Below are 17,702 nucleotides of genomic sequence, written 5' to 3'. Positions count from 1 at the left end.
CCCTCCGTAGCAGTACTGGGGTAAGGACTAACCCGTCATAGAGTCTCTCAAATGTTTACAGCACGATGTGTTCTCTGTTTACAGAAGACACCTTCGGGTTGTGAGGTTAAGTGACTAAGCGTACACGGTGGATGCCTAGGCAGTCAGAGGCGATGAAGGGCGTGCTAATCTGCGATAAGCGTCGGTAAGGTGATATGAACCGCAATAACCGACGATACCCGAATGGGGAAACCCAGTGCAATACGTTGCACTATCATACGATGAATACATAGTCGTATGAGGCGAACCGGGGGAACTGAAACATCTAAGTACCCCGAGGAAAAGAAATCAACCGAGATTCCCCCAGTAGCGGCGAGCGAACGGGGAAGAGCCCAGAACCTGAATCAGTTTGTGTCTCAGTGGAAGCGTCTGGAAAGTCGCACAGTAAAGGGTGATAGTCCCGTACACGAAGAGGCATGAGTTGTGAGTTCGATGAGTAGGGCGGGACACGTGACATCCTGTCTGAATATGGGGGGACCATCCTCCAAGGCTAAATACTCCTGACTGACCGATAGTGAACCAGTACCGTGAGGGAAAGGCGAAAAGAACCCCGGCGAGGGGAGTGAAATAGAACCTGAAACCGTGTACGTACAAGCAGTGGGAGCCTTCTTTATGGGGGTGACTGCGTACCTTTTGTATAATGGGTCAGCGACTTATATTTTGTAGCAAGGTTAACCGAATAGGGGAGCCGTAGGGAAACCGAGTCTTAACTGGGCGTCTAGTTGCAAGGTATAGACCCGAAACCCGGTGATCTAGCCATGGGCAGGTTGAAGGTTGGGTAACACTAACTGGAGGACCGAACCGACTAATGTTGAAAAATTAGCGGATGACTTGTGGCTGGGGGTGAAAGGCCAATCAAACCGGGAGATAGCTGGTTCTCCCCGAAAGCTATTTAGGTAGCGCCTCGTGAACTCATCTTCGGGGGTAGAGCACTGTTTCGGCTAGGGGGCCATCCCGGCTTACCAAACCGATGCAAACTCCGAATACCGAAGAATGTTATCACGGGAGACACACGGCGGGTGCTAACGTCCGTCGTGAAGAGGGAAACAACCCAGACCGCCAGCTAAGGTCCCAAAGTCATGGTTAAGTGGGAAACGATGTGGGAAGGCATAGACAGCCAGGATGTTGGCTTAGAAGCAGCCATCATTTAAAGAAAGCGTAATAGCTCACTGGTCGAGTCGGCCTGCGCGGAAGATGTAACGGGGCTAAACCATGCACCGAAGCTGCGGCAGCGACGCTTAGGCGTTGTTGGGTAGGGGAGCGTTCTGTAAGCCGTAGAAGGTAGTCTGTGAGGGCTGCTGGAGGTATCAGAAGTGCGAATGCTGACATAAGTAACGATAATGCGGGTGAAAAACCCGCACGCCGGAAGACCAAGGGTTCCTGTCCAACGTTAATCGGGGCAGGGTGAGTCGACCCCTAAGGCGAGGCTGAAAAGCGTAGTCGATGGGAAACAGGTTAATATTCCTGTACTCGGTGTTACTGCGAAGGGGGGACGGAGAAGGCTAGGCTAGCCGGGCGACGGTTGTCCCGGTTTAAGCGTGTAGGGGGAGAGAATTGGTAAATCCGTTCTCTTATCGAACCCTGAGGCGTGATGACGAGTCACTACGGTGATGAAGTAGTTGATGCCAAGCTTCCAGGAAAAGCCTCTAAGCTCCAGGTAACATCAAATCGTACCCCAAACCGACACAGGTGGTCAGGTAGAGAATACTCAGGCGCTTGAGAGAACTCGGGTGAAGGAACTAGGCAAAATGGTGCCGTAACTTCGGGAGAAGGCACGCTGGCATTAGGTGAAGAGACTTGCTCTCGGAGCTGAAGCCAGTCGCAGATACCAGCTGGCTGCAACTGTTTAATAAAAACACAGCACTGTGCAAACACGAAAGTGGACGTATACGGTGTGACGCCTGCCCGGTGCTGGAAGGTTAATTGATGGGGTTAGCGGCAACGCGAAGCTCTTGATCGAAGCCCCAGTAAACGGCGGCCGTAACTATAACGGTCCTAAGGTAGCGAAATTCCTTGTCGGGTAAGTTCCGACCTGCACGAATGGCGTAATGATGGCCAGGCTGTCTCCACCCGAGACTCAGTGAAATTGAACTCGCTGTGAAGATGCAGTGTACCCGCGGCAAGACGGAAAGACCCCGTGAACCTTTACTATAGCTTGACACTGAACATTGAGCCTTGATGTGTAGGATAGGTGGGAGGCTTTGAAGCGTGGACGCCAGTCTGCGTGGAGCCAACCTTGAAATACCACCCTTTAATGTTTGATGTTCTAACTCTGGTCCATAATCTGGATTGAGGACAGTGTCTGGTGGGTAGTTTGACTGGGGCGGTCTCCTCCCAAAGAGTAACGGAGGAGCACGAAGGTTAGCTAATCACGGTCGGACATCGTGAGGTTAGTGCAAAGGCATAAGCTAGCTTGACTGCGAGAGTGACGGCTCGAGCAGGTACGAAAGTAGGTCTTAGTGATCCGGTGGTTCTGAATGGAAGGGCCATCGCTCAACGGATAAAAGGTACTCCGGGGATAACAGGCTGATACCGCCCAAGAGTTCATATCGACGGCGGTGTTTGGCACCTCGATGTCGGCTCATCACATCCTGGGGCTGAAGTAGGTCCCAAGGGTATGGCTGTTCGCCATTTAAAGTGGTACGCGAGCTGGGTTTAGAACGTCGTGAGACAGTTCGGTCCCTATCTGCCGTGGGCGTTGGAAGATTGAGAGGGGTTGCTCCTAGTACGAGAGGACCGGAGTGAACGCATCACTGGTGTTCGGGTTGTCATGCCAATGGCATTGCCCGGTAGCTAAATGCGGAAGAGATAAGCGCTGAAAGCATCTAAGCGCGAAACTTGCCTCGAGATGAGTCTTCCCTGTGACCTTGAGTCACCTAAAGGAACGTTTAAGACTAAGACGTTGATAGGCTGGGTGTGTAAGTGCAGCGATGCATTGAGCTAACCAGTACTAATGAACCGTGAGGCTTAACCTTACAACACCGAAGGTGTTTTGGTGAGATTGTATTTTAATTTTCAGCGAGTTTACAGATTGGATTGATTGGCTTTACGAAAGTGAAGCGGATTGATTGAAACAGAATTTGCCTGGCGGTAATAGCGCGGTGGTCCCACCTGACCCCATGCCGAACTCAGAAGTGAAACGCCGTAGCGCCGATGGTAGTGTGGGGTCTCCCCATGCGAGAGTAGGACACTGCCAGGCATCAAATAAACGTTATCAGGGTGACATCTGGTAATAGGCGAACGCGAGTTTGCCGGTATCTTGAGATACCACGTGAAAGAATCGGTGGAGCGGTAGTTCAGTTGGTTAGAATACCTGCCTGTCACGCAGGGGGTCGCGGGTTCGAGCCCCGTCCGTTCCGCCACTTAATTGATAAGCCCTGAGTCTCTGACTCAGGGCTTTTTCATATCTGAAAATAGTAAAATAAAAACCCGACACGATGTATTATCTTGTCGGGTTGTCTTTTTAAGCTATAAATAACTATTTAATGTTCTGGCGAGCTAATTCCATTTGAATGTCTTTATTCAAATTAGCGATCCAGCGATTATAGTTCGAATGGATTTTCCCATCTTTAGCATCCATGTTACTGCTGCCGACATAGTTAATCTGGTAACTATTCGCATTGTAAGTGACTCGAATGTTAGCTTGATGTCCGCGTAGTAGGATCTTACCGTCAATCACCCCATCAGAAACCTGATTCATGATCCAACCACGGTTTAACCCGGCATACAGTATCGCTTGGCGTATCTGGGCATCATTATGGGTGCCAATAACGCTTTGGTTTACGTTCATTACTGGAGCGGTACTGGCACAACCGGTCAGCAGAGCTACTGAGAACAGTCCGGTTAAAATGATCTTTAATGGTTTCATGTTCTATTCCATAAAATAAACATTAGCAGTGTGCGTGATGATGTGTGCATTTACACACTATATAACATACGCTCCTAGCGTGATTACGACAAATGTTGATGCATTTCAGACCGATAAATTCTTTTTTCTCATGATGTGAGCAATATGTATCGATAATAAACTTAAATGAAACGTATTCAGTAATTCTGATAGAAATAAGAATTTTGAGAATGTATTCTGCACCTAAATATAATAAATTTACGCAGGATTTTTCTTGATGGGTAATCACATTAACGGCGGGCAGCATGAATGTACTCAGTTGGTGGGCGATGGCTCCCGATCGTGGAACGCGCGAATCGTGGCTACAATGGGCTACAAACACTAATAGTATTGGCGAAGCCCCAACCGGATTGCCCGCTAGCCCTCATATCCCAATGATGTCATCACGCCGTATGAGTGCTGGAACGCGTTTGGCGGTCGAAAGTGCAATGACGTTGCTGGATGAGTATCAGGCTGATTTAGCCATATTCACCAGTCGCCATGGTGAATTGGAGCGCACTTATAAAATTCTCCAATATTTACAGCAACAACAAGCTCTGTCACCGACAGATTTTGCGATGTCAGTGCACAATACTGCTGCGGGTTGGTTGACGATAACCGCTAAAAATACGCTGCCGACGACTTCGTTAGCTGCCGGTGAAGATAGTTTTCAGCAAGGTATGCTCGAAGCCCAATGTGTTCTGGCGAGCGGAAATGCCAAGCGGGTGCTATTAGTTGATTTTGATGGTGTGGTTCCAGAAGTCTACCAACCCTTTAACCTTGCCAATCAACATCCTTATGCTGTTGCGTTATTACTTGAAGCCGGTGAAGACCTTCGTTTTCAACCCGAGCCCTTTTCGAATTCAACACAAAAAACGGAACCCCAGAGCTTGATGTTTTTACGTGCGTGGTTGAACCAGCAAGTCGAGTTTATCGTACCTGGAGTGCGTCAAAACTGGCGTTGGGTACGCTAATGGCTAATATCGCGACGAATGAACAAGGCACTGAGCGGGCCTCGCTTTTCAACCGTTGTTGGCGAGTGCTAACTACCGGTTTTTGTTTTTCGCTGTTTGGTCTCGGTGGATTGTTGTTATCCAGTGTCTGGTTCCACTTATTACGCTTTGTGATTCGTGATAGCCAGCGTCGGAACCAACTGACTCAAGATTCTATTCGTTATTGCTTCCGCTTCTTCCTAGCGACCACGCGTTTTCTTGGCGTGCTGGATTACCGTTTCGAAAACACTGAGTTACTCCAGCAAGATCGTGGTTGTTTGGTGATCGCCAATCATCCAAGTTTGTTGGATTATGTCCTGCTGGCATCACAAATGCCGCGTTGTGATTGCATTGTGAAAGAGGCTCTGATGAGTAACCTGTTTGTCAGCGGTGTGATTAAAGCGGCAGGCTATTTGGCAAATGCAGAGTCGGAGCAGTTGATCGAACTATGCCGGCAGCGGTTAGCCAGTGGGGGTACGATTTTAATCTTCCCGGAAGGAACGCGTACAACACCGGGGAAGCCATTATCACTGCAACGAGGAGCCGCAAATATCGCGTTGCGTGCCCAGTGTGATATTCGAATCGTCAAGATTCGGTGTGAACCGCCAATGCTGACGAAACAAGGCAAATGGTATAATATTCCACCGATAAAACCGCAATTCCTAATCACTGTGCAAGACAAAATCGACACTCGTGAGTTCTTTCATAAGGACGATGTCTCGCCCGCCCTCGCAGCAAGACGTTTAACCCAATACTTAACTGACGCCTTACAGTCAGATTCGATAAATAATGAGAAATAGTGGAATGGATTTATTAAGCTCGGAAATCAAGCAATTGATCATAGATACGCTCAATCTTGAAGGTATGACACCGGAAGAGATTGATACACAGACAGCGTTATTCGGTGATGGCCTTGGTCTGGATTCCATCGATGCATTGGAGTTGGGGTTGGCATTGAAAAACCGTTATGGTGTGGTGTTATCTGCAGAAAGCGACGATATGCGCCAACATTTCTATTCAGTAGAGACGCTGGCAAAGTTCGTTAATGCCCAGCGTAGCAAATAAGGGGTTCCTATGGATAAGCAAAAGATTTTTGAGGAGCTCAAAGAACTGTTGGTAAAATTATTTGAGCTGAAAGCGAATAAGATCACGCTTGAGTCTAAATTGTACGACGATCTAGAACTAGACAGTATCGATGCTGTAGATCTTATCGTGCAACTGCAGAAAAGTACGAATATTAAATTCAAACCGGAAGATTTTAAGCAGGTACGCACCGTGCAAGACGTGGTTGATACCATAGAAAAACTACTAAACAACAAGCACTGATGTGAAAGCCTCCTCTTGGCTGAACCGCTCGCTGCTGATATTACAGGTCGCGACCTGGTTGGTATTAGTACTGTATCCATTGGCGGTTTGGTTTGGACTGAACCGCTGGGGAACGACTGTACTGGCTCCGTTATTGGTCGTAGTGTTTACTCTGCGTCTATTTTTGTTGCGCGGTAAGCTCCGCCAGCAGATATGGTTGGGTAAGGCATTGGCGGTAGTGGGCATCTTGCTGGCGCTAGCCAGTTGGTGGCTGAAACAAACACATTGGCTGCTTTATTATCCAGTGTTGGTTAACGCGCTGTTGTTGATGCTGTTTGTATATTCCCTGTTTTTCCCACCGACGGTCATCGAGCGATTAGCTCGGATCGGTGAGCCAGATCTGCCCACAGAGGGTGTGGTTTATACACGGCGAGTGACTCAAGTTTGGTGTGGATTCTTTATCATCAACGGTGCAATTGCGTTGGTAACTTGCCTGTCTGGCGATATAGCGTTGTGGACGTTATATAACGGTGGCATCAGCTATGTGCTGATGGGGGCATTAATGGGTGTTGAATGGATAGTCAGGAAAAGGGTCAAACGCGGCTAGCTCTGCCGATGAGCCAATGGCTTAACACGGCACGGGCAGATAGCACCGCGATCGCTTGGCGTGGTGCGAAAAGTTTATGTCTTGGGCAATTCCGTCGTGATATCGCTAAGTTGTGTAATGCATTACAACAACGAACGGAAAAACGTTGGGCACTGTGTTTCGATGATAGCTATCGTTTTGCCGTGGCGCTGTTAGCGTCAATTTATAGCGGAAAACTACCCGTTATTTTTGGTCATCAACGCGAAGCGATTCTCAAACAGCAAATTGCGGATTTTGATGGCTTACTGACCGATCTTCACCTCAATCTCGATGTGCCGACTCTGGTTGTGAATGAGGGCAGCGAGCATGATTTATCGTTGCCCGCCTGGCCGTCCAATCCTCAATTTCTGCTCTACACTTCAGGCTCGACTGGACAACCGCAGCAGATCGTCAAATATGTCGATTGCATGGATCGCGAAACGGAATTGTTAGCGACGCATTGGTTGACGATGTTTGAAGGTTGCTGCGTTGCGGCTTCGGTTTCCCATCAGCATATGTACGGCCTGACTTTTCGACTATTTCTGCCGATGGCTTTTGGTTTGCCGTTTGATGCTGTATTTACCCAATATCACGAACAATTAATTGCCAAGAATCAGGGGCGCAAACTGATCTTTGTCAGCAGTCCCGCGTGGCTAAAGCGTCTGGATCGCCAACTTGCTCTATCTGAATGCGCGCAGGTGTTTTCTGCCGGTGGGCCGCTGTCATTCGAAGATGCGCAACTTGCCGAGCAGACGTTGGGTGTATTGCCATTAGAGATCTACGGCAGTACCGAAACGGGCACTATGGCTTGGCGAAAACAAATCACCTCCGCTGCCAATGATTGGCAGTTGTTCGATGAAATTGAATTCAACGTGAGAGAAAAGGGAATGGAAGTCACCTCGCCATTTATCCCGGCTCCTTTTGCGTTAAACGATAAGATCCAACTGGCGGAAAATGGTCGAAGTTTCCAATTGCTGGGACGTACTGATCGAGTGATTAAAATAGAAGAACAGCGGCTTTCTCTGACGGAGATCGAACAACGTCTACGGTCGTTGCCACAGCTTAACGATGCTGCGGTACTGAGCGTACAGCACAACCAGCGCACGATACTGGCCGCCGTCATTGTGCTTTCTTTCGAGGGCGAGCAGCAATTACAGCAGCAGTCCGTTGGAATATTTACTCGCGAATTGCGTCAGGCATTACGTCCGTGGTTGGAACCAATGGCGTTGCCGCGTAGTTGGCGTATCGTCAGTGAAATCCCGCTCAATCCTCAAGGCAAACGCGCCTATGCTGAACTGCAGGAGCTGTTTTTATGATGCAACCTGAAGTGCTGCAGCGTCAACGGATTGACGCGACCCATGCCAGCTTACAATTACGCCTATCTGCCAGCCTGTTCTGGTTTGAAGGGCATTTTCCAGAACACCCAATTCTACCTGGTGTCACTCAGGTGACTTGGGTGATGCAATTCGCCAACGAACTACTGGCGCTTGAAGGGCATTTTAAAGGCATGGAAGTGGTGAAATTCCAACGTCCGTTATTACCGGAAGAGATCGTGACTTTGAATTTGGAATGGCAGCCAGAACGTCAAAAATTGGTGTTTAGCTATCAGGTCGGGGAAACTACCGCCAGCAGTGGAAAGATCGCCTTATGTTGTTAACCGCCCAGTTTGCGCCTTGCATCCTGATCCCGTGCTACAACCACGGTCAGATGATGGCAGGTGTGTTAGAACAACTGGCTGTTTACGATTTGCCATGTTTAATCGTGGATGATGGTAGTGAAACGGCTACGGCTGATGAGTTAGCTCGTTTGGCGACAGAGTTTCCGTGGGTCACATTGCACCGATTGGCACAAAACCAAGGCAAAGGTGGCGCGGTATTGGCGGGGTTGCAGTTAGCACAGCAACATGGCTATAGCCATGCATTACAGGTGGATGCCGATGGCCAACATCAATTGAGCGATATCCCGGCCATGCTCACTGAGGCACGTAATTATCCCAACACATTGATTTCTGGGCAGCCGATTTACGACCAGTCGGTGCCGAAATCTCGGCTGTACGGACGTTACGTCACTCACGTTTGGGTATGGATCGAAACACTGTCGTTCTCACTGAAAGATAGCATGTGCGGTTTCCGGGTTTATCCGCTGGCTGAAACCTTGGCGTTGGCGGCGCGTTACTCCCTTGGCAAGCGTATGGATTTTGACACCGAAGTGATGGTGCGACTGTATTGGCAAGGCGTGCCGAGCCGTTTCTTACCGACACGAGTCACCTATCCGACAGACGGCGTTTCCCATTTCGATACCTTACGGGACAATCTACGCATTTCGTGGATGCACACCCGTCTGTTTTTGGGCATGTTACCGCGTATTCCTCGTTTATTACGCCAGCGCCGAAAACAGGCTCAAACCCAGCACTGGTCAGCGACGCAAGAACGTCGTGGCGGCTTGTGGGGCATTCGCATGATGTTGAAGGTTTACCGGCTATTTGGTCGTCGAGCATTTCAATTATTGTTGTACCCGGTGATTGGTTATTTCTGGCTGACCGGGCGAACTCAGCGCGAAGCCTCGCGTGATTATCTGCAACGTTTGCAACAGGTTGCCGTTAGTCAGAATCGTAGTTTGCCGCCATCGCTGAACAGCTTCCGCCATTTCATGCGTTTCGGTGATGCCATGCTTGATAAGTTAGCAAGTTGGCAGGGGAGGTTGCAGGATATTGAATTGGTGGATCACCAACGTTGCCAGCAACAGATCGATAGCGGTAAAGGCACTCTGATTTTGGCTTCGCACCTTGGCGATATCGAATCCTGCCGTGCCTTGGGGGAATTGTCTTCTGGCGTAAAAGTGAATGCTTTGGTGTTTACTGAGCATGCTGAACGATTCAACCAAGTGATGAAAGAGATCAACCCTCGCGCCAACGTCAATCTAATCCAGGTGACATCGCTGGGGCCAGAAACCGCCATGCGCTTGATGGATAAATTGAATGCAGGGGAATGGGTGGCGATCGTTGGCGATCGAACGTCTGCCGGGCAACATCAACGCGGTGAGCAGCCCCGCGTCGTATGGCAGGATTTTCTCGGTAAGCCTGCGCCTTTCCCGCAAGGACCTTTTGTTTTGGCGTCAGCGTTGCGTTGCCCCGTATTTTTGATGTTTGGTCTGAAGCAGCAAGGACAGCTTAAAGTTTACTTCGAACCCTTTGCTGATCCGCTGTTATTACCACGTGGTGAGCGACAACAAGCGCTGCAACAGGCGGTTGAACAGTATGCTGCCAGATTGGAGCACTATTGCTTACAAGCACCGCTCGACTGGTTTAATTTTTTCGATTTTTGGCAACTGGCGGGCAGTTCGTCAGTGAAACAAGGGCCTGAAACATGACGCTTAAAGATGATCCGCGCTTTTCAGTGCAAATTGAGATCACTATTCCTTTCCATGATGCTGACGCGATGGGAGTGGTTTGGCATGGCAACTACTTTCGGTATTTTGAAGTCGCGCGTGAGGCGCTGCTGAAGCAGTTCAATTACGGTTATCGCCAAATGCGAGCTTCGGGTTATGTTTGGCCGATTGTCGATACCCGAGTGAAATACAGTGCGCCGTTGCTGTTTGAGCAACGTATTCATGTTCGCGCACAATTGGAAGAGTTTGAAAACCGCCTGCGGATTGGCTATCAGATTTTCGATGTGGAAAGCGGTAAACGCACCACTACTGGCTACACCATTCAGGTAGCGGTAGATGAAAAAACGCAGGAAATGTGTTTTGCCTCACCGCAGATACTGTTGGATAACATAGGGGATCTGTCATGAAACGTTGGTTAATGATTGCACTGACTTTTTTCAGCCTGAGTGCGCAAGCCGTGACTTTGCAGGAACTGCAGCAGCGCTTTAGCCAACAGCCAGTATTACGCGCCGAGTTTGAACAGCAGCGAACCATCAGTGGTATGGGGAAACCATTGCTCTCCAGCGGTGAGTTGCTCATTTCACAGAAAAAAGGACTCTGGTGGGCGCAGCAAAAACCTTTCCCATTGACCTTATTACTGGACGACAAACGCATGGTGCAAACCATGGCAGGGCAAGCACCGCAGGTGATCACGGCGGATAATAACCCGCAGATGTTCCAGTTCAACCATTTGCTGACTGCCTTGTTCCATGCCGACAGCCAAGCATTGGAGCAAAATTTCACCTTGCAGTTCAGCAGCCTGGGGAATAATCAGTGGCGACTGGTGCTGATACCGAAAACCACACCACTGGATAAACTGTTCAAACGCATCACGCTTAATGGAGCCGAATATCTGGAAACCATTGATATGGATGATATGCAGAACGACACCACCCATATTCGTTTCTTTAACCAGCGAATTACCCCCAAAACGCTAACCGCCGAGGAGCAACAGCGTTTTGCGTCCTGAACTTCACCGTCGCCTGGCCTTCGGTTGGTTGGCTATTTGTCTAGTCTTGCTGGCGGCGCTGTGCTGGCTATTGCCGCGTAGCCAGGTCAATAGCAGCGTGCTGGCGTTATTGCCAAAACAGCAGTTAGTCGGCGTACCGGATGAACTGGCTGATGGTTTCAGCCAACGGTTAGACAGGCAACTCATGTGGCTGGTGAGCCCTCCGTCGGGAGCTGGTGATGCCGCTGTTAACTGGTACTGGCAACAGTTGCAAAAAATGCCAGCCTTACATCAGGTTGGTGGGCCGATGGATGCGCAGCGCCAGCAACAATGGGGGCGCTTCTTCTATCAACATCGCAACGTGATGTTGGACGATGCCACCCGCCAGCGTTTGAACAGTGGTGCTGATGCGCAAAGCCAATGGGTTCTCGGTCAACTTTATTCTGCCTTTGCCGGTGTTAGTGGTAAGGAGATCACTCATGATCCTCTGCTGTTGACGCGTGGTTCACAACTGGCGCAGCAGCAAAATAGCGGCTCGTTGAGCCTGAAAAATGGCTGGCTAGTCGCTCAGGATCAGCAAGGCCGCAGTTGGTACTTACTGCATGCCGAGTTGAGCGCTTCCTCTTACGATATCAGTAGTGCGCGGAAAACTGTGGGGGAGCTCAATGCGTTACAACAACAGCTCCAACAACGCTGGCCGGGAGCTGAAGTACTGAATCGTGGCACCTTGTATTACAGCAACTACGCTAGTCAGCAAGCAGAACGTGATATTTCTACCATCGGTTTGGCTTCGGTAGCGGGTGTGTTTCTGCTGGTGCTAGCCATGTTTCGCTCGCCGTTGCCGTTACTGTTGTGTGGGCTATCCGTCGCGATTGGGGCGTTGGCTGGTACCGTCGCGACTTTGCTGGTATTTGGCGAAATCCACTTAATGACGCTGTTACTGAGCATCAGCATCGTCGGTATTTCTGCGGACTACACGCTGTATTTCCTCAGCGAACGCATGGTGCATGGGCAGCAATCGACACCACTTGCCAGCCTGCATAAGTTGCTGCCTGCACTGTCGATGGCGTTATTGACCACGGTTGTTGCTTATCTGGCGTTGTTGATTGCGCCATTCCCCGGCTTGCAACAATTGGCGGTATTTGCCGCCGCCGGATTGAGCGCCGCCTGTGTCACGGTTATTTGTTGGTATCCACGTTTGTCGAGCCGTTTACCCTTGCGTCCTGCGCCGGGGCTGACGTTAATTCTGCGCTGGTTACATGCCTGGCGAAATAACAAATTGCTGCGCTACGGTTTACCGAGCGCGATCTTGGTCATGGTTATCGCAGGTTTTAGTCAACTGAAAGTGGATGACGACATCGGTCAATTGCAGGCACTGCCGGGTGAGTTCCAGCAGCAAGAGCAACAAATTGCGGCATTGACCGGGCAACATAACGATCAAAAATGGCTGGTGGTTTATGGAACCAACACCGAACAAATGTTGCAACGGTTAGAGCTGTTGCAACCTAAATTGCAGCAGGCCAAGCAGAAAGGCATTCTGGCGGATTACCGCCTATTGTCATTACCTTCTCATCAGCGTCAACAGGCGGATATCGCATTGTTACAACGGGTTGCGCCGCAGGTGATTGCGCAGTTACAGCAGGCTGGTGTCACGGTAAAAATGCCCGATTTGCAGGCCGATTGGGTAACGCCGCAACAGTGGTTAGGCAGTGTGGTCAGTGAAGGTTGGCGTTTGCTGTGGCTGACGTTACCTGATGGACGCAGTGCGGCACTGGTGCCCGTCAGCGGTGTCACCGACAGTGCCGCGATGCAGCAATTGGCACTGCAAATACCGAACACGGGTTGGATCGATCGTAAAACCGAGTTCAGCGACCTGTTCGGACAATATCGCGTTTATCTATCGTACTTGCTGATGTTGTCGGTCGCTGCCATTGCGGTGATTTATCTATGGCGTTTTGGTTGGCAACAGGGCTTACGTTGCATGGTGCCGACATTATTATCATTAGGTAGCGGCATTGCGGTACTAGCGTTGAGTGGGCACTCACTGAATTTGTTCTCATTGCTGGCATTGGTTTTGGTGTTGGGTATCGGCATCAACTACACGTTGTTCTTTACCAACCCACGTGGCACGCCAACCACCTCGATGTTTGCCATTTTTATGGCGGTATTCACCACCCAATTGACCTTTGGCATGCTGGTATTGAGCCATACTCAGGCGATTAGCAGTTTTGGCATTGTATTAAGCAGCGGTATTGCCGTGGCCTTTTTATTGGCACCGTTGACGTTAGCAAAAAGAAAAAGAGGAAAGGGATGCGTACCTTCTCAATAATGATAATGACGTTAGCACTGGTATTAACCGGTTGTGCCAGTCAGCAGGATGCCAATTTACCGCAGGCTTGGTTGAAAGCGGGGACTAAGGTGAATCTGCCTGCTCCAACGCTCAAACAACCGATTGGCCAGCAACAGCAATTGCTGACGGTGACGGTTAAAGGGCAACAGCATTCGATGATGACGTTGCTGAATGCGGATGGGCAGAGCCTGACGCTGGTGGGCATGTCGCCGTTGGGAATTCGTTTATTCACTTTGACGTATGATAGTCAGGGTATCCATACACAACAATTGATTAAAGTGGGTGAGTTACCGCCTGCCAGTCAGGTATTAGCCGACATTATGTTGAGCTACTGGCCGGTCGCCGACTGGCAACCGTTGCTGCCAAAAGGTTGGCGACTGGACGATCAAGCTTATGTGCGTCGCTTGTATGACGACAACGGCAAAGTCATCACCGAATTTCGCTATCAACAAGTCGGTTCACAACGCGAATTAGTCTCTATTGACCAATCGGATTTCCATTACCACATCCGCATTCAGAATCTGGGGAATGAATGATGATTTATTTCTCCGCCGTCGGGATGGTGAATGCATTGGGCAATTCGCAAACGCAGATCGCCGAAAACTTGGTGCGCGGTGTGGCCCCCGGTATGCAACCACAAACGCAGTGGCTGATTGATGGTGCGTCGTCATGGTTTGGCAATGTCACCGCCGAGTTACCGGAAATTCCTGCCGGATTGCAAACACATAACAGCCGTAACAATCGTTTATTGTTGGCGGCATTAGCTCAGATTGAGCAACCTGTGCGTGAGGCTATTACGCAATATGGTGCCGCGCGCGTCGCGGTGATTTTGGGTACCAGTACCTCTGGTATTCATGAAGGTGAACAGGCGTTGGTTCATTATCAAAATGGACAATGGCCCGCAGGCTATCATTATCATCAGCAGGAACTGGGCGATCCAAGCCAATTTCTCAGTGCTTGGTTGGGGACGACAGGGCCTGCTTATACTCTATCCACCGCCTGTTCTTCCAGCGCTCGCGCCATTATTAGTGGTAAGCGCCTGATTGAGGCGGGGATGGTGGATGCGGCGATCGTCGGTGGTGCTGATAGCCTGTGTCAGATGCCTATCAACGGTTTCAATAGCTTGGAGTCGTTATCCACCACGCGTTGTACACCGTTTGCTACCGGTCGCAGCGGGATTAATATCGGCGAGGGCGCAGCCTTGATGTTACTGACTCGTGAACCTGCGGCAGTGGCGTTGCTCGGTGTTGGTGAGTCATCTGACGCTTGGCATATGTCGGCACCCCATCCTGAAGGTCAAGGCGCGGAGCGCTCTATCATGATGGCGATGCAACAAGCTGGATTACAGACCCGTGACATTGGTTATATCAACTTGCACGGCACTGCCACACGGCTTAACGATCAGGCTGAAGCGCAAGTGGTCAGCCGTTTATTTGGCGAGACAACGCCGTGCAGTTCCACCAAACATTTGACCGGACATACTCTGGGCGCGGCGGGTGCGGTGGAAGCGGCGCTAAGCTGGTTAATATTGACCGAATCATTACCGCTGCCTGCACAAGATTTCAGCATTGCACCGCGTGATCCTGAACTGGCGGCCATCAATCTGGTGGAAGGCAAGCCATCACTAACGAAACGGGTCATCCTCTCCAATTCATTTGCCTTTGGCGGCAATAATGCCAGTGTACTATTGGGGGCAGTTTAGTGAGTACTTACCAAGCGGCGGAATATTATTTGCCACATGCTGCCCCGATGGTGTTACTGGATCGAGTGCTGAGTGTCGGTGAAAAGAGCGCACAATGCGCCGTGACCGTCAGCCGCAATAGCGTACTCGCACCATTTTTGGATCAACAAGGACATTTACCGTCTTGGTTCGGCATCGAACTGATGGCGCAAACCATCGGCGTGTGGAGTGGCTGGCATGGTGGTCAGGCCGGGTTGTCGCCACAATTAGGTATGCTGTTAGGTGGCCGGGGAATTGGCTGTGAAATGGCCGTATTCCCAGCCGGCAGTGAGCTGGTGATCACCGTGAAACAGTTGCTGGCCGATGACAAACTAGCCAGTTTTGAATGTGAAATCACCATGAATAACGTGCGTGTCGCACGCGGTAGACTGAATACTTATCAACCTGATAAACAAGAAATAATTCAATTAACAACTCTGGGAGGCGGCGCATGATGCGTTCCGTTTTAGTCACAGGTGCCAGCAAAGGGATCGGGCAAGCGATAGCTTGTCGGTTGGCGGCTGATGGCTTTTTGGTCGTGATTCACTACCACAGCGATAAGGCAGGGGCGCAGCAGACGTTACAGCAGGTTGTTGCTGCTGGTGGACAGGGGCGCTTGATTCAGTTTGATATCAGCAATCGCACACAGTGCCGCGAACAGTTGGAGCAGGATATTGGCAATCATGGTGCTTATTACGGCGTAGTGAATAATGCTGGTATCACCCGTGATGGCGCTTTCCCTGCGTTGACCGAAGGCGACTGGGATGGCGTGATCCACACTAACCTCGACAGTTTCTATAACGTATTACATCCTTGCGTGATGCCAATGATCGGTTTACGAAAAGGTGGCCGCATCATCGCTTTGTCCTCGGTTTCTGGCGTGATGGGCAACCGTGGGCAGGTCAATTACAGCGCGGCGAAGGCCGGTGTGATCGGGGCTTGTAAGGCATTGGCGATCGAATTGGCCAAACGTAAAATTACCGTTAACTGCATTGCTCCGGGGCTTATCGACACCGGTATGATCGAGATGGAACCCGCGGCGCTGGATGAAGCGATGCGCGTTATCCCATTGAAACGCATGGGGTCGGCAGAGGAAGTCGCTGGGTTGGCGAGCTACTTGATGTCGGACATTGCTGGTTACGTGACTCGCCAGGTTATCTCCATCAATGGAGGTATGGTATGACGCAGCGGGTGGTGATTACCGGCATGGCGGGCGTGACCGCATTCGGCAATAACTGGGCGGATATTTCTGCGCGGTTGAAGCAGGGTAAAAACGCCGTGCGCTATATGACGGCATGGGAGCAGTATCGTGGGCTGAATACTCACCTAGGTGCGCCGATCGGGGATTTTGTGTTACCGGAGCATTATACGCGTAAGCGCATCCGCTCAATGGGGCGAGTGTCGTTGTTAGCAACGCGAGCCACTGAACTGGCGCTAGAGCAGGCAGGGTTGCTGGAAGATGAGGTGCTGACCAACGGCGGTACTGGCATCGCTTACGGTTCTTCCACTGGCAGTACCAAGCCGGTGAGTGAATTTGCCAGCATGTTGACGGAAAAGCACACTAACAACATCACTGGCACCACCTATGTGCAGATGATGTCGCATACCACTGCGGTGAATGCCGGGCTGTTCTTCGGCTTGCGCGGTCGAGTGATCCCAACCTCCAGCGCCTGTACTTCTGGCAGTCAGGCGATTGGTTATGCTTATGAAAGCATCCGTCACGGTTATCAAACCGTCATGGTGGCTGGTGGTGCGGAAGAGCTTTGTCCATCCGAAGCCGCCGTGTTCGATACTCTATTCGCCACCAGTCAGCAAAACGATCATCCTGAGCTGTCGCCACGTCCGTTCGATCGTCTGCGTGACGGTTTAGTCATTGGCGAAGGTGCGGGGACGTTGATCCTCGAATCGTTAGAGCACGCGCAGGCACGTGGCGCCACTATTTACGGCGAGATCGTGGGTTTTGCGACTAACTGTGACGCTGCGCATATCACCCAACCGCAGCGGGAAACCATGCAAATCTGTATGCAACAGGCGTTGAATGCTTCTGGATTGTCAGCCAGCAATATGGGTTATATCAGCGCGCACGGCACCGCAACCGATCGTGGTGATATAGCCGAAAGTCAGGCAACTGCAGCGATTTTCGGCAATAAAACGCCGATCTCCTCAATGAAAAGCTATTTGGGGCATACGTTGGGAGCCTGTGGTGCGTTAGAAGCCTGGATGGCGCTGGAGATGATGCGTGATGGCAGTTTTGCGCCAACCATCAACTTAAGTGAGCCGGACAGTGCTTGTGGTGATCTGGACTACATCATGGGTGAGCACCGCGCCATTGATACCGAATTTGTGCAGTCGAACAACTTCGCTTTCGGTGGTATCAACACCTCGCTGATTTTGCGACGCTGGGCGTAAT

At 50.6% G+C, this 17,702-nt stretch carries 17 protein-coding genes, 1 tRNA gene and 2 rRNA genes; 19 read left to right on the top strand and 1 reads right to left on the bottom strand.

Annotated elements, in window-relative coordinates:
• The first annotated feature begins 104 nt into the window (after positions 1-104).
• The 3 genes from AC3ISQ_RS17720 (at position 105) to AC3ISQ_RS17710 (ending at position 3,401) form a co-directional block, all read left to right on the top strand.
• A 23S ribosomal RNA gene (locus tag AC3ISQ_RS17720) occupies positions 105-3,014 on the top strand.
• Between the two features lie 108 nt (positions 3,015-3,122).
• A 5S ribosomal RNA gene (gene rrf / locus AC3ISQ_RS17715) occupies positions 3,123-3,238 on the top strand.
• A gap of 86 nt (positions 3,239-3,324) precedes the next feature.
• Positions 3,325-3,401: transfer RNA gene (locus tag AC3ISQ_RS17710), tRNA-Asp, on the top strand.
• A 116-nt stretch (positions 3,402-3,517) separates the two neighbouring features.
• On the opposite strand, the gene AC3ISQ_RS17705 is transcribed toward AC3ISQ_RS17710, so the two are convergent.
• Positions 3,518-3,907: a hypothetical protein gene (locus AC3ISQ_RS17705; RefSeq protein WP_489348620.1), complete on the bottom strand. Its 390-nt coding sequence runs from the start codon at positions 3,905-3,907 to the stop codon at positions 3,518-3,520.
• A 284-nt stretch (positions 3,908-4,191) separates the two neighbouring features.
• Here AC3ISQ_RS17705 and AC3ISQ_RS17700 point away from each other — a divergent pair, with 284 nt between their 5' ends.
• From AC3ISQ_RS17700 to AC3ISQ_RS17625, 16 genes are read left to right on the top strand one after another with little or no spacing between them, the layout of a single operon-like run.
• On the top strand, positions 4,192-4,899 hold the full coding sequence (locus AC3ISQ_RS17700) for a beta-ketoacyl synthase chain length factor (protein ID WP_489348618.1): 708 nt from the start codon (positions 4,192-4,194) through the stop codon (positions 4,897-4,899).
• Positions 4,899-5,717, top strand: a complete 819-nt coding sequence (locus AC3ISQ_RS17695; RefSeq protein ID WP_489348616.1) for a lysophospholipid acyltransferase family protein — start codon at positions 4,899-4,901, stop codon at positions 5,715-5,717. The genes AC3ISQ_RS17700 and AC3ISQ_RS17695 overlap by 1 nt, the downstream gene beginning before the upstream one ends.
• A gap of 4 nt (positions 5,718-5,721) precedes the next feature.
• Positions 5,722-5,982, top strand: a complete 261-nt coding sequence (locus AC3ISQ_RS17690) for a phosphopantetheine-binding protein (protein WP_489348614.1) — start codon at positions 5,722-5,724, stop codon at positions 5,980-5,982.
• A 9-nt stretch (positions 5,983-5,991) separates the two neighbouring features.
• Positions 5,992-6,243: an acyl carrier protein gene (locus AC3ISQ_RS17685; protein ID WP_489348612.1), complete on the top strand. Its 252-nt coding sequence runs from the start codon at positions 5,992-5,994 to the stop codon at positions 6,241-6,243.
• A 1-nt stretch (position 6,244) separates the two neighbouring features.
• On the top strand, positions 6,245-6,829 hold the full coding sequence (locus tag AC3ISQ_RS17680; protein ID WP_489348611.1) for a COG4648 family protein: 585 nt from the start codon (positions 6,245-6,247) through the stop codon (positions 6,827-6,829).
• Positions 6,796-8,163, top strand: coding sequence for an AMP-binding protein (locus AC3ISQ_RS17675; protein ID WP_489348609.1), 1,368 nt, complete (start codon positions 6,796-6,798; stop codon positions 8,161-8,163). The genes AC3ISQ_RS17680 and AC3ISQ_RS17675 overlap by 34 nt, the downstream gene beginning before the upstream one ends.
• Positions 8,160-8,504, top strand: a complete 345-nt coding sequence (locus tag AC3ISQ_RS17670; protein ID WP_489348608.1) for a 3-hydroxyacyl-ACP dehydratase FabZ family protein — start codon at positions 8,160-8,162, stop codon at positions 8,502-8,504. The genes AC3ISQ_RS17675 and AC3ISQ_RS17670 overlap by 4 nt, the downstream gene beginning before the upstream one ends.
• Positions 8,495-10,216, top strand: a complete 1,722-nt coding sequence (locus AC3ISQ_RS17665) for a glycosyltransferase family 2 protein (RefSeq protein WP_489348606.1) — start codon at positions 8,495-8,497, stop codon at positions 10,214-10,216. Before AC3ISQ_RS17670 ends, AC3ISQ_RS17665 begins: the two co-directional genes overlap by 10 nt.
• Positions 10,213-10,641 carry an acyl-CoA thioesterase gene (locus tag AC3ISQ_RS17660; protein WP_489348604.1) on the top strand — a complete coding sequence of 143 codons (429 nt, stop codon included), beginning with the start codon at positions 10,213-10,215 and terminating at the stop codon, positions 10,639-10,641. The genes AC3ISQ_RS17665 and AC3ISQ_RS17660 overlap by 4 nt, the downstream gene beginning before the upstream one ends.
• Positions 10,638-11,243, top strand: coding sequence for a LolA family protein (locus AC3ISQ_RS17655; RefSeq protein WP_489348603.1), 606 nt, complete (start codon positions 10,638-10,640; stop codon positions 11,241-11,243). The genes AC3ISQ_RS17660 and AC3ISQ_RS17655 overlap by 4 nt, the downstream gene beginning before the upstream one ends.
• Positions 11,233-13,551: an MMPL family transporter gene (locus AC3ISQ_RS17650; protein ID WP_489348601.1), complete on the top strand. Its 2,319-nt coding sequence runs from the start codon at positions 11,233-11,235 to the stop codon at positions 13,549-13,551. The genes AC3ISQ_RS17655 and AC3ISQ_RS17650 overlap by 11 nt, the downstream gene beginning before the upstream one ends.
• On the top strand, positions 13,533-14,108 hold the full coding sequence (locus AC3ISQ_RS17645) for a DUF3261 domain-containing protein (RefSeq protein ID WP_489348600.1): 576 nt from the start codon (positions 13,533-13,535) through the stop codon (positions 14,106-14,108). Before AC3ISQ_RS17650 ends, AC3ISQ_RS17645 begins: the two co-directional genes overlap by 19 nt.
• Positions 14,108-15,274: a beta-ketoacyl-[acyl-carrier-protein] synthase family protein gene (locus tag AC3ISQ_RS17640; RefSeq protein ID WP_489353363.1), complete on the top strand. Its 1,167-nt coding sequence runs from the start codon at positions 14,108-14,110 to the stop codon at positions 15,272-15,274. Before AC3ISQ_RS17645 ends, AC3ISQ_RS17640 begins: the two co-directional genes overlap by 1 nt.
• On the top strand, positions 15,274-15,747 hold the full coding sequence (locus tag AC3ISQ_RS17635; RefSeq protein ID WP_489348598.1) for a hotdog family protein: 474 nt from the start codon (positions 15,274-15,276) through the stop codon (positions 15,745-15,747). Before AC3ISQ_RS17640 ends, AC3ISQ_RS17635 begins: the two co-directional genes overlap by 1 nt.
• The gene (locus AC3ISQ_RS17630) at positions 15,744-16,475 is read left to right on the top strand and encodes a 3-ketoacyl-ACP reductase FabG2 (protein WP_489348597.1); all 732 of its coding nucleotides are present in this window, start codon (positions 15,744-15,746) and stop codon (positions 16,473-16,475) included. The genes AC3ISQ_RS17635 and AC3ISQ_RS17630 overlap by 4 nt, the downstream gene beginning before the upstream one ends.
• Positions 16,472-17,701, top strand: coding sequence for a beta-ketoacyl-ACP synthase (locus tag AC3ISQ_RS17625; RefSeq protein WP_489348595.1), 1,230 nt, complete (start codon positions 16,472-16,474; stop codon positions 17,699-17,701). The genes AC3ISQ_RS17630 and AC3ISQ_RS17625 overlap by 4 nt, the downstream gene beginning before the upstream one ends.
• Position 17,702: the final 1 nt, after the last annotated feature.

It is taken from the genome of Serratia sp. KH_031 (assembly GCF_057839655.1).
The sequence above is the reverse complement of the archived record's forward strand: the minus strand, read 5'-3'. Positions and strand labels throughout refer to the sequence as shown.

Coding starts and splice junctions, on each gene's coding strand:
- AC3ISQ_RS17705 (WP_489348620.1), bottom strand. CDS start 3,907: ATGAAACCATTAAAGATCATTTTAACCGGACTGTTCTCAGTAGCTCTG.
- AC3ISQ_RS17700 (WP_489348618.1), top strand. CDS start 4,192: ATGAATGTACTCAGTTGGTGGGCGATGGCTCCCGATCGTGGAACGCGC.
- AC3ISQ_RS17695 (WP_489348616.1), top strand. CDS start 4,899: ATGGCTAATATCGCGACGAATGAACAAGGCACTGAGCGGGCCTCGCTT.
- AC3ISQ_RS17690 (WP_489348614.1), top strand. CDS start 5,722: ATGGATTTATTAAGCTCGGAAATCAAGCAATTGATCATAGATACGCTC.
- AC3ISQ_RS17685 (WP_489348612.1), top strand. CDS start 5,992: ATGGATAAGCAAAAGATTTTTGAGGAGCTCAAAGAACTGTTGGTAAAA.
- AC3ISQ_RS17675 (WP_489348609.1), top strand. CDS start 6,796: ATGGATAGTCAGGAAAAGGGTCAAACGCGGCTAGCTCTGCCGATGAGC.
- AC3ISQ_RS17670 (WP_489348608.1), top strand. CDS start 8,160: ATGATGCAACCTGAAGTGCTGCAGCGTCAACGGATTGACGCGACCCAT.
- AC3ISQ_RS17665 (WP_489348606.1), top strand. CDS start 8,495: ATGTTGTTAACCGCCCAGTTTGCGCCTTGCATCCTGATCCCGTGCTAC.
- AC3ISQ_RS17660 (WP_489348604.1), top strand. CDS start 10,213: ATGACGCTTAAAGATGATCCGCGCTTTTCAGTGCAAATTGAGATCACT.
- AC3ISQ_RS17655 (WP_489348603.1), top strand. CDS start 10,638: ATGAAACGTTGGTTAATGATTGCACTGACTTTTTTCAGCCTGAGTGCG.
- AC3ISQ_RS17645 (WP_489348600.1), top strand. CDS start 13,533: ATGCGTACCTTCTCAATAATGATAATGACGTTAGCACTGGTATTAACC.
- AC3ISQ_RS17640 (WP_489353363.1), top strand. CDS start 14,108: ATGATTTATTTCTCCGCCGTCGGGATGGTGAATGCATTGGGCAATTCG.
- AC3ISQ_RS17630 (WP_489348597.1), top strand. CDS start 15,744: ATGATGCGTTCCGTTTTAGTCACAGGTGCCAGCAAAGGGATCGGGCAA.
- AC3ISQ_RS17625 (WP_489348595.1), top strand. CDS start 16,472: ATGACGCAGCGGGTGGTGATTACCGGCATGGCGGGCGTGACCGCATTC.